This is a genomic window from Pseudomonas sp. Pseusp10 (assembly GCF_059492225.1).
This window is the reverse complement of the sequence record NZ_CP168528.1, coordinates 3901855-3915081: the sequence shown is the minus strand read 5'-3', so window position 1 is coordinate 3915081 and position 13227 is coordinate 3901855. Positions and strand designations below refer to the sequence as shown.

General features: G+C 58.1%; 14 protein-coding genes. 3 read left to right on the top strand and 11 right to left on the bottom strand.

The window, feature by feature from the left end; all coding sequences use genetic code 11:
- Positions 1–76 precede the first annotated feature (76 nt).
- The 3 genes from nhaB to ACEN8Z_RS17565 all read right to left on the bottom strand — a co-directional run bounded on the left by nhaB (position 77) and on the right by ACEN8Z_RS17565 (position 3500).
- Positions 77–1579: a sodium/proton antiporter NhaB gene (gene nhaB, locus ACEN8Z_RS17575; protein ID WP_495595057.1), complete on the bottom strand. Its 1503-nt coding sequence runs from the start codon at positions 1577–1579 to the stop codon at positions 77–79.
- Positions 1580–1657: 78 nt separating this feature from the next.
- Positions 1658–2947 (bottom strand): NHL repeat-containing protein, encoded by a 1290-nt coding sequence (locus tag ACEN8Z_RS17570; RefSeq protein ID WP_495595056.1) that lies wholly within the window; start codon positions 2945–2947, stop codon positions 1658–1660.
- A gap of 286 nt (positions 2948–3233) precedes the next feature.
- Positions 3234–3500 (bottom strand): hypothetical protein, encoded by a 267-nt coding sequence (locus tag ACEN8Z_RS17565; RefSeq protein ID WP_108228280.1) that lies wholly within the window; start codon positions 3498–3500, stop codon positions 3234–3236.
- A gap of 341 nt (positions 3501–3841) precedes the next feature.
- Between ACEN8Z_RS17565 and ACEN8Z_RS17560 the strand changes: the two genes are divergently transcribed.
- Positions 3842–5167: a sigma-54 dependent transcriptional regulator gene (locus tag ACEN8Z_RS17560; protein ID WP_495595055.1), complete on the top strand. Its 1326-nt coding sequence runs from the start codon at positions 3842–3844 to the stop codon at positions 5165–5167.
- Positions 5168–5416: 249 nt separating this feature from the next.
- On the opposite strand, the gene fapF is transcribed toward ACEN8Z_RS17560, so the two are convergent.
- The 8 genes from fapF to pnuC form a co-directional block, all read right to left on the bottom strand.
- Entirely contained in the window at positions 5417–6724 is a 1308-nt protein-coding gene (gene fapF / locus ACEN8Z_RS17555) for a fibril amyloid transporter FapF (protein WP_495595054.1), read from the bottom strand.
- A 46-nt stretch (positions 6725–6770) separates the two neighbouring features.
- Entirely contained in the window at positions 6771–7532 is a 762-nt protein-coding gene (gene fapE / locus ACEN8Z_RS17550) for a fibril amyloid subunit FapE (RefSeq protein WP_495595053.1), read from the bottom strand.
- 26 nt (positions 7533–7558) lie between these two features.
- Positions 7559–8239 (bottom strand): fibril amyloid maturation endopeptidase FapD, encoded by a 681-nt coding sequence (gene fapD, locus ACEN8Z_RS17545; RefSeq protein ID WP_495598145.1) that lies wholly within the window; start codon positions 8237–8239, stop codon positions 7559–7561.
- Between the two features lie 61 nt (positions 8240–8300).
- A complete protein-coding gene (fapC, locus tag ACEN8Z_RS17540) occupies positions 8301–9140 on the bottom strand; it encodes an amyloid-like fimbrin subunit FapC (protein WP_495595052.1) in 840 nt (279 codons plus the stop codon).
- Positions 9141–9204: 64 nt separating this feature from the next.
- Positions 9205–9795, bottom strand: coding sequence for a fibril amyloid subunit FapB (gene fapB, locus ACEN8Z_RS17535; protein WP_495595051.1), 591 nt, complete (start codon positions 9793–9795; stop codon positions 9205–9207).
- Between the two features lies 1 nt (position 9796).
- Complete coding sequence (gene fapA / locus ACEN8Z_RS17530; protein ID WP_495595050.1) at positions 9797–10243, bottom strand: functional amyloid chaperone FapA; 447 nt, start codon at positions 10241–10243, stop codon at positions 9797–9799.
- 347 nt (positions 10244–10590) lie between these two features.
- Positions 10591–11115 carry an AAA family ATPase gene (locus ACEN8Z_RS17525; protein ID WP_495595049.1) on the bottom strand — a complete coding sequence of 175 codons (525 nt, stop codon included), beginning with the start codon at positions 11113–11115 and terminating at the stop codon, positions 10591–10593.
- Complete coding sequence (pnuC, locus tag ACEN8Z_RS17520) at positions 11112–11675, bottom strand: nicotinamide riboside transporter PnuC (RefSeq protein WP_495595048.1); 564 nt, start codon at positions 11673–11675, stop codon at positions 11112–11114. The genes ACEN8Z_RS17525 and pnuC overlap by 4 nt, the downstream gene beginning before the upstream one ends.
- 286 nt (positions 11676–11961) lie before the next feature.
- Here pnuC and ACEN8Z_RS17515 point away from each other — a divergent pair, with 286 nt between their 5' ends.
- Both ACEN8Z_RS17515 and ACEN8Z_RS17510 read left to right on the top strand, forming a co-directional pair.
- Complete coding sequence (locus ACEN8Z_RS17515; protein ID WP_495595047.1) at positions 11962–12792, top strand: undecaprenyl-diphosphate phosphatase; 831 nt, start codon at positions 11962–11964, stop codon at positions 12790–12792.
- Complete coding sequence (locus ACEN8Z_RS17510; protein ID WP_008003381.1) at positions 12789–13217, top strand: DUF1294 domain-containing protein; 429 nt, start codon at positions 12789–12791, stop codon at positions 13215–13217. The genes ACEN8Z_RS17515 and ACEN8Z_RS17510 overlap by 4 nt, the downstream gene beginning before the upstream one ends.
- Positions 13218–13227: the final 10 nt, after the last annotated feature.

The following is a 13227-nucleotide window of genomic DNA, read 5'->3' as shown; positions in this document are numbered from 1 at the left end:
GCGGTCTGTCAGGCACAGGGATGTTGAATGTGCCGCCGCCATCGCGAGCAAGCTCGCTCCCACAGGGGCGGCGGTGTCAGAGCCAGTAACTCACCGCATACCAGCCCAATACCCCCATCACCACGGTGTACGGCAACGCCATCCAGACCATCCGCCCATAAGACAGGCGCACCAGCGGCGCAATCGACGAGGTCAGCAAAAACAGGAACGCCGCCTGACCATTGGGTGTCGCCACGCTCGGCAGGTTGGTGCCGGTATTGATCGCAATGGCCAGCGTCTCGAAATGCTCACGGGTCATCTCACCCGCCATGAATGCACGCTTCACTTCGGTGATGTAAATGGTTGCCACGAACACGTTGTCGCTGATGGCGGACAGCAGACCGTTGGCAATGAACAGCATGCCCGGTTGTTGGTCCGCCGGCAGCGTCAGCACCCAGTGGATCAACGGGGCGAACAGCTGTTGATCGTGAATCACCGCGACCACGGCGAAAAACACCACCAGCAATGCGGTGAACGGCATGGCGTCCTTGAACGCGGTGCCGAGACGGTGTTCGTCGGTGATGCCGGTAAAGGCAGTGATCAATACGATCACCATCAAACCGATCAAGCCCACTTCGGCAATGTGAAACGCCAGCCCGGCAATCAGAATCAATGCGGCAACGCCTTGCACCAGTAGTGCTGCACGCTGGCGTGAGGTGCGCGCGGCGTTGTCTTCGTCAGCGTAGTTGGCCAGCACCGTTCGGACATTATCCGGCAGCAACGTGCCGTATCCGAACCAGCTCAGCTTTTCCAGCAGCACGCATGTCAGCAGTCCGGCAACCAGCACCGGCAAGGATACCGGCGCAACCCTGGAAAAGAACTCGGAGAAGTGCCAGCCCATTTCATGGCCGATCAGCAAGTTCTGCGGCTCGCCGACCAATGTGCAAACGCCACCCAGCGCGGTGCCCACGGCGCCATGCATCAGCAGGCTGCGCAGAAAGGCGCGGAACTGTTCGAGATCGCGATGATGCAGGGCGGGCAGATGTTTGTCGTCGCTGAACTCGCTGTCCTGACGCGGATCGTTACCGGAGGCGACACGGTGATACACCGAGTAAAAACCCACGGCGGCACTGATGATCACGGCGGTCACGGTCAAGGCATCGAGAAACGCCGACAGAAAGGCCGACAAAAAACAGAACATCAGGGCCAGCAGGGCCTTGGAGCGAACCCCGAGCAACAAACGTGAGAACAGGTACAGCAACAAGTCCTTCATGAAGTAGATGCCGGCCACCATGAACATCAGCAGCAGGATCACCGGGAAGTTGTGCAACAACTCATCGTACAGCGCCTGGGGCGTGGTCATCTTCAGCAACAGGGCTTCAATCATCAGCAGGCCGCCGGGCATCAGCGGATAACATTTGAGCGCCATGGCCAGGGTGAAGATGAACTCCAGCACCAGCAGCCAGCCGGCCGCCACCGGGCCTGCGGTCCACAGCACCAGGGCATTGAGAATGAGGAAACCGACGATGCAGGCCTTATACCAACGGGGCGAGTGCCCGAGAAAGTTGTGCGCGAACGCCTGGGCCATTGAACCGGACATCGGCTGCTCCTTGTTTTAAGAAGCGCGCAAATTGCCGTAAGCGGGCGAGAAGATCAAGCGCAGGAAAAATACATCGGATTAGCCCAGATATCGCGCGACGACTGCCTTGTAGCTGCCATGCAACGAATAGCCGCCAGCTACGATGTTTCCATCGGCCTGCACCGCGACACAGGTGGCAGTATCCAGGCTGGGGCCGAGGCGGGTCCGCGTACAACCGCAGCCTTTGCCAAAGTGGCGATCGGGGCGGCCGTTGGGCAGGTATCGCCCCAGAATGAAGTCTGCTTCAACGCCGCCGATGGTGGCGCCCGCCGTCAGCACACGGCCATCGGGCTGTAACTGCGCGGCGTTCCACTGGCATCCGCTGTGACCGATTTTCAGTCGCTGCGGTTGTCCGCCGTTGCAATGATTGTCGGGGCGGCCGTTGCTGTGCATTTTAAATGTCAGGCAGTGCATCGGCTCGCAACTGCTGCCAAAACACAGGATGTCGCCTTCGTTTTGCTGGACCACCTGACTGACCCGGGCGCCATGCCCTTGCGCCTTGAAGGTCATGAATCCATCGACGGCAAAACGGTCGTCGAGGCGCCCGTCCGGGTGATAGCGTGCCAGCAAGCCTTCTTCAGGGAAGTTGATCGATCCACCGACCAGAATTCGGCCATCACGTTGTAGCGTCAGGCTGCTGAGCCAGGTGTTCATCAGCAGGTGCCTGACCACGACAAAGCCGCGGTCATTGAACGAGTAGTCCAGCGAGCCTTCGACATCCAGCCGTATCAACATACCGGCGTGATCGGCCAGTTCGTAGTGATGGTTGGCCAGGATCAGGATTCGACCGTCTTGTTGGACGCCGATATCGCAGGCTTCGGCGCCGGGTACACCGGGGGGGAGCCAGGCGTCGCGTATGCCCAGGGACAGACCGCCAGGCAATCGCACGACACAGCGACCATTATCACCAAAGCGTCGAACCAGCCGACCCTCCTGATCCAGCAATGCCAGGGCCGGGAGCGTGCGGTGCGCGTTTTCGTATTGCAGGCCGGCCAACAGGATATTGCCGTCGGGCATGACCAGAACCTTGGCACCCATGGCTTCGAACCCCGGCTCGAATTGCCCGATGACACTGCCTTGATTGCCGAATGAGAGGTCTGCGGAACCATCCCCCAGCAAACGGGCCAGACCAAAGCGGCTGCCATCGGCCATGAAGACTTTAGCGGCTACCAGCAAGCGACCCTGCGCATCGATCGCAACACCATTGGCCAGGCTGGAAAGGCTATCGGCGAAATACACCTGGGTCTTGCCATTGGCGGCAAACGTTTTATCGAGGACTCCGGCGTTGTTCCGGGTGGTGGGGTAGGCAAAAGCCGACTGGATTGACATGCGTCGCATCTCCTTGCGAGTCGTCATGATCCAGAAGTTTGGCTGGCGACTAATAAGGAAAATATTCAACCCCTGAATGAAGGGATGCACAACTCTGATAACTAACGAGCGGAGGGTCGTTGTGTGCCACAACAGTGTCTTTTCGAACCATTGGCAAGCCTGCAAAGTATCAGGCGTATGCAAAGTTCGAACTGAACAGCGTCAAATAGTGCGCAGGGCCAGAAAAACTCAGCGAACTAATGACAGGAGGAGGGCGCGGATTACCCCGGAGTAATCCGCAAAACAATTAGTTTGGCATCGACCACGACTGCAGTGTGTAACCTTCCTGGCTCAATTCGGCGCGGGCCTGTTCCAGCAGCAGTTCGAGTTGTGCGGGATCGGAGTAAGCGCTGCTTGGGATCTGCTTGCGGCCAATGCGGGTGCTGGTGCGGTCGATAACGGTCAGGCTGAGTTCGCCATTACCGTCTTGTGGTGCCCAGGCCACGCATTTGAATGGTTTAAATGCGCGGTCGGCAATCAGCAGTGCTTCGTTGATACGGAGCGGGGCGTTCATGGGGTCTTCCTCTGCATGCCCAATCAAGTGATGTGCCGATGGTTGGGCTTACCGTTCGGCTGGTTACTTGTACTGATGCCCGCAACCGGGGTTCGGGTCACACACAATCAAAAGAAATTTCCACTTTATTTCAAATGCTCAGGAATGAGCCTGGCATTGAAAGCTGAATGAAAGGAAAGAGTCGTTAGGTAACTAACAAAATCGAAGCTTATAACTGGTTGTATGGCGTCCCTATAGTTAAACGGTACAAGGACCTGTCAAATTCTTGCTAATGTTACAGTCGGGTCCGCCAAATGACTGTTTTTAATAAATTTTCATAAATTTGGCGCCAAGGAATAGTCATGAGCGATGCGCCTGCTTTAAGACGTCTATTAGTGGTCGACCCCTGTGACGATTGCTATCGTCTGCTCCCTGGATTGCGCTCTATCGGTTGGGATGTCGACAGCTGCACACTGGAGAACGCCACTGACCGAACCTGTGACGTGGGTTTGTTACGCTTGCAGCCCTTTCACCTCGAGCACCCGGACGCTGTCAAAGAACTGATCAGCCGCAGCGGCACCGAGTGGATAGCCGTGCTCAATCAGGATGTGCTGCGACTGCAAAATGTCGGCGACTTCGTCTGTGAGTGGTTTTTTGACTTTCATACCTTGCCATTCGATGTGGCCCGGGTTCAGGTAACACTGGGCCGGGCGTTTGGCATGGCGCGGTTGCGCGGGCAGGGTACGGTCCATGTTGACCAGCCCGAGCACGAATTGCTGGGCGACAGCAAACCTATCCGTGAACTGCGAAAGCTGTTGAGCAAACTGGCTCCGACCGAATCTGCGGTGTTGATTCGGGGTGAAAGCGGCACTGGCAAGGAACTGGTCGCCCGAACCCTGCATCGTCTGTCCCAGCGTCATAGCAAACCCTTTATTGCGATCAATTGTGGTGCGATTCCCGAACATTTGATCCAGTCCGAGCTGTTTGGCCATGAGAAAGGCGCATTTACCGGCGCGCACCAACGCAAGGTCGGACGGATAGAAGCCGCCAACGGTGGCACACTGTTTCTCGACGAGATCGGTGATCTGCCACTGGAGTTGCAGGCCAACCTGCTGCGGTTCCTCCAGGAAAAACACATCGAGCGGGTGGGCGGCAGCCAGCCGATTCCGGTGGATGTGCGGGTTCTGGCGGCGACGAACGTCGACCTTGAAGCCGCCATCGAGAAGAAACGCTTTCGCGAAGACTTGTATTACCGCTTGAACGTACTGCAAGTGGCGACCGTTCCGCTGCGCGAGCGCCATGGCGACCTGGCGACGCTGGCCAACCACTTCTCCCATTTCTACAGCCGTGAAACCGGGCGCCGCCCACGCAGTTTCAGCGAAGACGCGTTGATCGCCATGGGCAAACACGACTGGCCAGGCAATGTTCGTGAACTGGCCAACCGCGTTCGTCGCGGGTTGGTGTTGGCCGAAGGCCGGCAGATCGAGGCCCGTGATCTGGGGTTGATCAGTCAGCATACAATCGCCGCGCCGATGGGCACCCTTGAAGAATACAAATCCCGGGCCGAACGCCAGGCATTGTGCGATGTATTGAACCGCCACAGCGATAACCTGAGTGTCGCCGCCAAAGTATTGGGTGTGTCGCGGCCGACCTTCTACCGGTTGTTGCACAAGCATCAGATTCGTTGAATTCCTGCTTTAAACAAAAAGACCGCTGCAATGGAAATTGCGGGCGCGGCGTGCTTGAGTCCATCGCCAGCAATCGAGCGTCGACCGGCTGCTCCTACAGGCGCGGTCTCTTGTGGGAGCTGGCTTGCCAGCGATGGTCGTTAACGATAACGCGTGTGAACTGGATGAACGCGGCGCATTCGAGTCCATCGCCAGCAGGCTGGCTCCTACAGTTTCCCGGGATTGCGTGAATAACCTGTTTTGTTCGGGTCAGAAGTAGTAAGGGAATTTCAGGCTGAACTGGAAGTCCGGGGCATCGTCTGTCATGCCGATGGACAGGTTGGGGACGATGGTCAGGCTGTCGGTGGCAGCAATGGTCATGCCGATGTTGAAGTAACCGGCGTTGGCATCGCTGGACACCACAGATTGCCAATCCCCGCCATCTTCCTTGAGCCTGCTTTTGCGTTGCACCAGGTCGGAGACCGAGAACGACATACTCATCTTTTCGTTCAGGGCGAACGCAATACCGGCGCCAATCTGGAAGCTGTCGCCAATGCGTACTTTGCCCGGGGTCTTGACCGCCGGGTTGGAACTGATGTCGTCGAAAGACTCTTCCAGGTTGTGTGTATAGGACAGGCTGCCGAACAGCACTGCCGGATCGAACGTCTTGACCAGAGAGATCCCCGGCGTAATCGACCAGACGCCGTTACCGGTAGGCAAGGATTCCGGCACGGCCAGGTTGGAGTTGTCGTCCACCCGAACCAGCTTGATGCCGAACGGATCTTTGCCAGTCGGCGCCTTGACGCGCAAGGTCACCACGGCATCCGGGGTGTTGACCGACTCGTCGAGGAATTTGTAGGCGATACCGAAGTTGACGTCACCTATGGTCGGGTCTTCCTTGACGGTAGCTTCGGTCGTGACGTTTGCCGTGCCGTTATTACCACCACCGGACTGGTACGTGGACTCACGGTAGACCACCGGCACGTTCAGGTCGAACTGCCAGCGATTGTTGAAGTTGTAGCGGCCGGTGAGGTCAAGCGTCCAGGTGTCGGCCTTGATCCGGTCCAGGTTGATGGCGCCCAGGAAGATCGAGTCCAGGGCGAGAAAGCCATTGAGGATCAGTTGGCGGGTATCGTATCTGGAGTAGGTTATCCCGGTTTCGAAACTGAATTTGCCACCGCCGAAGAACCCGCTGGCCTCGTCATACAGGTTTGAAACGCTTTGCGCCGGTTGTGAGTCATCGGCCAGTGATTGTCCATAAGAGCTGCCGCTGCCCCCGGCGGCGCCCCCTGAAGCCGCCGCGGCACCGGTGCCGCTGGCGACTCTTGGATTGCCCTTCAGGTCCGCTGGCGACTTGACCAGGCGTTTGGGAGGGGGCGAAGCGGGCTGGTCTTCGACCTGGCGGACCCGTTGTTCGAGAACTGCCAGGGCTTTTTGCTGTACTTCGTATCGTTGTTTCAACTCCAGAAGCTCTTGCTTGAGAGCCTCCATTTCCGGGTCAGATGCTGCCTGCAACATCGCCGTGGGGAGCAGAGCACTCAAGCAGACAACTGCACGCAGTGATACTGATCGGTACATGAAATAAGCCGTCCATTTGTGCTCAATGGTCCAGACTCAGCGTAGTTCAATACCCCATGGTCCGTAATGCAGCGAGTTGATTCAGGTTACAGTCCAACGCGCCAGCACTCGGGCCATTATTGTTGAGCACTACGTTGAGTTGGGTCATGTTATTGACCATATTGCTGCTACCCAGCAACCGGGTGTTTTGCAGCAACCCGCCTTGGGCGACTTTTTGCAGGCTTGAGCCCTGATTGTTATTGGCAGTAATGGCCATCTGAATCCCGCCGCCCGTCGCGGAAACGGCGACACTGCCTGCAGCATTGCTGCCGGTGATGGTTTGACCGGCTTTCAGCGCCTGACCCTGGCTCGGCACCAGTGCCGGGGCCGTGCTGGCCTCTTTGACGTTGATGGCGATGTCGTTGCTTGAGCTGTTGCCATCGCCTGCGGCCCGTGTGACCTGGGTTACGCCCCGAGAAGTGCTCAGAGCAGCGCCACCCAGCACGTTACCGCTACCCGATTTGGGCGTTCCGCCATTACCGGTTTGTTTGATGGTTGAAACATGGAACTCGGGCTTGACCGTTGTGGCTTGAAGCTGCATCGAGGTGGATGCCCCGATCAAATCACCACTGGCATTGCGCCAGGTGCTGCTCATGACAACACCGAAGCTGATGATCCGCCCCGGCATCACATACCGGCCACGCAACTCGGCCAGTTCCTGGTCCTTGATTTCGATGGGTCTGAACTCATCAGCAAAACCTGAAGTGGTCGCTGCCAGACAGGCAGCGACCACCCAATACGAGGTTTTCATTTGCTGCTCCCGGAGCATCCTGCCCCCTATCATCTTATTGGCGATTAAAAGAAGTCGCTCTGTATGAAACCAAAATCCATCAATTCAGCATCTTTGACCGGGTTGAAATTATCCAGCTTGTTCTTGGCTGTCAGCGGTTGCGGTGGACTGCGTAACGCATTGGTTTTGTCATAACCCGTACCGACGATAGCGAAGATAATGCCATTCCAGCCTTTGACAAAGTCATCATGGGCGTAGCGTTTGTGACCGAGTACCGGGTCGCCGATATAGACCCAGTTCTTGTCCGCGCGCTGCAACACCACGAAGTGCTTGTAGCCGCGAATTTCCATCAGTACCACCACCGGAATCGTCACTGCATCGAGTCTTTCCGGCGGGATCTTGTAGCCCCGGGCGCGCATGCCGATGCTTTCTATGTAGCGCTTCATGTCCAGCATGGAAAAACCCTGAGTACGCACAAGGTCCTGGTCTGCGTAGACCAGCATGCCTTTGATGATGTGCTCCTCATCGACGTCGAGCCAATAGGCCTGGCGCAGTATCGTTGCCAGCGCTGCGGCGCCGCAGCTGAAATCGGTTTTTTGTTCGACGATGTCGCTGAACTTGCGCTCACGCAAACTCTGTACGTGCTTGTACACCAGCACACCACCCGGCAGGGCGGCAACCGGCATCTGTGCAGCCTGGGTCAGGCCAGACAGGCAGAGCAGGGCGAAAAGGGCAGTCTTACGCATCATCGATACGCCTTGTGAATGTAGAGCAGCCCCATCGCCAGGATTTTCATGGCGGTCGCGATTATGGGCATGATTTACAACCTGCGGCGATGGACAGCGAGTTGCTTTGCTGGTTGCCGACGCCGGACGATACGTTGGCTCCGCCGTTGCCGGAGAAGCTGTTCATCGAGCCCGTGATCGAAGCATTGTTGGTTACAGGGGGGTTCCAGCCTTCTGGCGTCATCACTTGTTGAGTGGTTATGCCGGACAGACCGAGTACACCCACGGGTACGAAATCAGTTCTGGCGTTGTTGGTGATGTTCAGCCCGGTCGTGCTTTGGTTGGCCGCCGCCGCGGCTACTGCGACACGGCCGCCCGAAACGGCAATTGCCAGGTTGTTTTTCTGTTGGTTGAAGTCGCCGGTGGTCACGTTGATGCCGATGTTGCCGGAACCGCTGTTGCCAGCGTTATTGAGCGTTGTGTTGTTGGTGTTGGAGTGGTTCCTGGCGGTGTTGCCTGTGCTCTTCTGAGTCGCGCTGGAGACGGCGACCGCGCTGCCGAAAATGAAGGCTTCGTCAGCCGTGGCAAGGGCGGCGGCGTTGTCTTGCTGGTTGCCGTTACCGGCTGCAACGTTGGCGCCCATGTTGCCGTTGGAGTTGTTCAGGGAGTTATCGATTTTAGCGTCGTTTTGGGTGCCCCGGTTCACTACCCTGCTGTCACTGCTTTCCTGCGAGTCCAGCACGGCGGCCCCGGCACCTGCGGTAATCTGCAGAATCTGTTCCAGCGACGGGCCGTTAGGCTGTTGGTTGCTGCCCTGTCCATTGCCCTGCGCGGAATCATCAACACCGGCTGCCTGGGCTGCGAATGCCATCACTGCTGCCAGGGCGAAAGCCAGTGGTTTGAGAGCAGTTGTCGGGTTCATGGTGCTTCTCCGAGCTCATTGGTTGGTCAAGTGTTGGTAAGTCCCTGATCGCACTTTATCGGGGTCAATCAGAGACCCGGATGCTCAGGGTGTTAGCCATTCGGTTCCCCACCCCGGCACTCTGGTTCAACTGGATCACGCCCCGGCTGCCGGTGAAGGCCTGGTCGCTTGTCACGACCTGGCGACTGCCGTTTGGGGTGCCAGTTGCTCCCGAGTTCGGTAACAACGCCACGTTCTGTTGAGAAAGGGCACTATCGTCAACGGCTTGCGGTGCAGCGCTGATGCTGATGCGCATGGCGTTGGCCATCTGGTTGTTCGCTCCGGCACCCTGGTTCACGCCCAGTACGCCGTTGCCATTACTGAAGGCGGTGCCGCCGATATTGGCCGTCGCATCCATCGACGGATTGGCGGGCGTGGTGATGCTCTGCCTGACGCTGGTGGTCGCACCAGCTTGGGTGCCAATGGCGATCGCGCGGACGTTGGCCTGCTGCTGTTGATCACCCGCGGCCTGGTTGACGCTGAAGTTGCCTCGGTATTGAGTACCGGAATCCAGGAAGGTGGCGTTGTTCACCGAACTGACGCCCGAATCGGCCATCACGCTGGTACTGTCGAGAAGGGCAAGTAACAGGGCAGGTAACAGGAAGAAACGATCCATCTCACTGGCCTCCCGCCATTCTGCCCAGTGAGCCCAGGCCGCTGCTCATGGCGCGATTGATGGTTCCGGAAATGGCGCCGCCACTGCCGCCACCGTGGCCGACAGACATGCCAGGCAAACCGTTGGGGTTGGTGATGACATGCATGCCTTGCATGCCGCCCGGGTTTCGCCCGAAGCTGTTATGAGGGGTCGTTCCGGTGGTTATCCCGGCGATATCGGCGTCGCTGAGTTCGCCGGTGACGCGGGCAGAAGGGTTGGCATTGATGGTGGCCGGGTTCGGATCCCTGCCGCCGCTACGACCGATGAGAGTTGGGTGAACGGTACGATCAAGCACGATGACACCGTTGCCTTCGGCATGAACGTTGAAACTGAGAACAGTGCCAGCAGCGCTCGCGATCAGCAGGAGGCACATCAAGCCTTTTTTTTTGAATATCTCCACGACATTCATACCTTCATTTGTAAGCTGGCCCCGGTCAGCTGTGTGAGGGATAGAGCGAAAGCTGTGCCGGCTTTTGAATAACGAGTTGATTCAATGGTTTACAGACTTGGTTCGGGAACCCTTTGCCGAGGATGTATCAACGGTGAGACGAAACCCTGCGCAGGCAGCCCGTCATTGCGGGACAACCCCTCTGGAACAAGGGTTCTAGCGTTGTTGTAACAATGCCTTAACACATCCTGTGAGCAAACGATGAAGGGCGTTGAAATGGGCCGTTTCAGGCAGGGAGGGTGTTTCAGGATCGGACACTTCCCCCCCCACAGCAGGGGGGAGGATGGGGAAATTGCCCCAAACCTCGGTCAGGCGCCGAGCAATCGGGTCACGGCGTTCAGTGCCTGGAATCGGCGTTCTGCCCAATCTCCGTGCAGTACTTGAACCGGTTGGGCGTGGCGCTCAAGCCAGGCCAGGGTCTGGTCGAAAAATGCCTGGCGCTCACTCAATCGGGGCTGACAACGCTGGCCATCATCCGTCCACTCGACGTGCTCCGGCGACAGCAGCAAGTGCAAGTCGTAATGCCGGGCCAGTAGCGCTTGTGCGATCCAGGCGGGGCAGTCGCCAAACAGGGTTTGGCTCCAGAGGATGTTGCTCAGCAGGTGCGTGTCGAGGATGAGCAACGACGGTTGTTGCGCCCGCGCTTCGTCTTCCCATGCCAATTGACCGCGGGCGATCTCCGGAATGTCGGCGAAGGTGGTGTCCCGCGGATTCTGCTCGATGAACCAGCGCACATACTCGTCGACCAGAGTCCCGCCGAAACGCTGTTGCAACTCGGCCGCCAGCCAGCTTTTACCGCTGGATTCGGGGCCTGTGAGTACCAGGACTTTCATGCGTGCAATGCCGGATCGGCGCGCCATTCGCGCCAGCCCTGCACCGCAATAACAGTGAACAACCCGTACAGGGTGGCGGTCAGGTACAGATCTTTGTAGATGAACAACCCGACGAAAATCACATCCAGGGCAATCCACAACGGCCAGCACTGGACACGTTTTTGCGCCATCCAGACCTGCGCCACCAGGCTGAACCCGGTCAGCGCCGCATCGAGCCAGGGTTGCGCAGCGTCGGTCCAGTGAGCCATGGCCGCCCCCAGGAACAGACTGCCGAGTGCGCCAATGGCAAGGCTCAAGGCCACAGACCGGGTATCGAGCCGACTGACTTCGCGGCCATGGGTGGTTTCGCCAAACTGCGTCCACTGCCACCAGCCGTAAAGCTGCAAGGCTGCATAGACGACTTGCAGCAGCATGTCCGAATACAGCTTCACCTCAAAAAAGATCCAGCTATAAAGCAGCACCATGACCAGGCCGATGGGCCAGCACCAGGGATTCTGTTTGACCGTCAGCCAGACGGCAATGACACCGAGGGCGGCGGCAAACAGTTCAAGCCCGGACATGGAGGTTCCTTGGGGAAGTCGAAGAGGGAGCGGATTGTAACCGGATTGGCGTCAGGAATCCTGTGGCAAGGGCGCGTGCCCCGATAACGCGGAAGCGTCAATCGGACTTGTCTGATAGGATTTCGGCCCCGCAGGGATAAACCCGAATCAGGGTTGTTTTTTCACGGGATTTTTACGGTTCTGTGGTGATCCTAGATGCGCGGGGCTTCAGCTACGCTGATCGCGATGAACGCTTTTGAAAAATACTAACGGGGCGTGCCGATGCGCATAGCCTTTTGGGGGATTGATGGATCTTTGGACCGCCTTTCAGGCATTGATTCTTGGGGTTGTAGAAGGGCTGACCGAGTTCCTGCCCATTTCCAGTACCGGCCACCAGATCATCGTGGCCGACTTGCTCGGCTTCGGGGGCGAGCGGGCGATGGCGTTCAACATCATTATTCAGTTGGGTGCAATCCTGGCGGTGGTGTGGGAGTTTCGACGCAAGATCTTCGACGTGGTCATCGGCCTGCCGACCCAGCCGGGCGCTCGGCGGTTTACCGCGAACCTGTTGATCGCGTTCTTGCCGGCCGTGGTGTTGGGCGTCATCTTCGCCGACCTGATCCACAAGTACCTGTTCAATCCGATAACGGTGGCAACGGCGCTGGTCGTGGGCGGGTTCATCATGTTGTGGGCCGAACGGCGTCAGCATGAAGTACACGCCGAAACGGTGGATGACATCACCTGGAAAGATGCCCTGAAAGTCGGCTTCGCCCAATGCCTGGCCATGATTCCTGGCACTTCGCGTTCGGGCTCGACGATCATCGGCGGGTTACTGTTCGGCCTGTCGCGCAAGACCGCTACCGAGTTCTCGTTCTTCCTGGCGATGCCCACCATGGTCGGCGCGGCGGTGTACTCGGGCTATAAATACCGTCACCTGTTTGTCCCGGCGGATTTCCCGGTGTTCGCGATCGGCTTCGTCACGGCGTTCGTCTTCGCGATGATCGCGGTCCGCGGGCTGCTCAAGTTCATCGCCAACCACAGCTATGCGGCGTTTGCCTGGTATCGCATTGTGTTTGGTCTGATCATCCTGGCGACCTGGCAATTCGGCTGGGTCGACTGGAGTGCGGTCAAGCCGTGAGTGACTCAAGCTCGCGCAATAACCCCGGGCGCCAGTCCGGGGGACAGGTTCGCCATTCACGGCTGAAGTGGCTGGTGTTTGCAATCCTGTGCGCGTTGCCGCTGTCGGGTTCGGTGTCGTTGTGGCTGCACGGGGTGTCGCTGATTCCCCTGGCGGCCTACGGCATTGTCAGCGTCGTGACGTTTTTTCTGTACTGGAGCGACAAGCGCAAGGCGCGCGCCAATCAATGGCGGACGCCGGAGAATGTCCTGCATGCACTGGAATTCGCCGCAGGCTGGCCCGGTGCGTTGCTGGCACAGCAAGTGTTTCGGCACAAAACGCGCAAAGTCTCGTTCCAGTTGGTGTTCTGGATCATCGTGCTGTTGCATCAGGTGTTCTGGATCGACCACCTGTTCCTCGGCGCACACCTGTTCGCCTTGTTCTAATAAAGAAGGC

Bases quoted from the DNA above. Each gene is read 5' to 3' on its own strand.
- ACEN8Z_RS17525 (WP_495595049.1), bottom strand. From the start codon at position 11,115: ATGAAAGTCCTGGTACTCACAGGCCCCGAATCCAGCGGTAAAAGCTGG.
- pnuC (WP_495595048.1), bottom strand. From the start codon at position 11,675: ATGTCCGGGCTTGAACTGTTTGCCGCCGCCCTCGGTGTCATTGCCGTC.
- ACEN8Z_RS17565 (WP_108228280.1), bottom strand. From the start codon at position 3,500: ATGAACGCCCCGCTCCGTATCAACGAAGCACTGCTGATTGCCGACCGC.
- ACEN8Z_RS17515 (WP_495595047.1), top strand. From the start codon at position 11,962: ATGGATCTTTGGACCGCCTTTCAGGCATTGATTCTTGGGGTTGTAGAA.
- fapC (WP_495595052.1), bottom strand. From the start codon at position 9,140: ATGAACCCGACAACTGCTCTCAAACCACTGGCTTTCGCCCTGGCAGCA.
- ACEN8Z_RS17560 (WP_495595055.1), top strand. From the start codon at position 3,842: ATGAGCGATGCGCCTGCTTTAAGACGTCTATTAGTGGTCGACCCCTGT.
- fapF (WP_495595054.1), bottom strand. From the start codon at position 6,724: ATGTACCGATCAGTATCACTGCGTGCAGTTGTCTGCTTGAGTGCTCTG.
- ACEN8Z_RS17570 (WP_495595056.1), bottom strand. From the start codon at position 2,947: ATGTCAATCCAGTCGGCTTTTGCCTACCCCACCACCCGGAACAACGCC.
- fapD (WP_495598145.1), bottom strand. From the start codon at position 8,239: ATGCGTAAGACTGCCCTTTTCGCCCTGCTCTGCCTGTCTGGCCTGACC.
- nhaB (WP_495595057.1), bottom strand. From the start codon at position 1,579: ATGTCCGGTTCAATGGCCCAGGCGTTCGCGCACAACTTTCTCGGGCAC.
- fapE (WP_495595053.1), bottom strand. From the start codon at position 7,532: ATGCTCCGGGAGCAGCAAATGAAAACCTCGTATTGGGTGGTCGCTGCC.
- fapA (WP_495595050.1), bottom strand. From the start codon at position 10,243: ATGAATGTCGTGGAGATATTCAAAAAAAAAGGCTTGATGTGCCTCCTG.
- fapB (WP_495595051.1), bottom strand. From the start codon at position 9,795: ATGGATCGTTTCTTCCTGTTACCTGCCCTGTTACTTGCCCTTCTCGAC.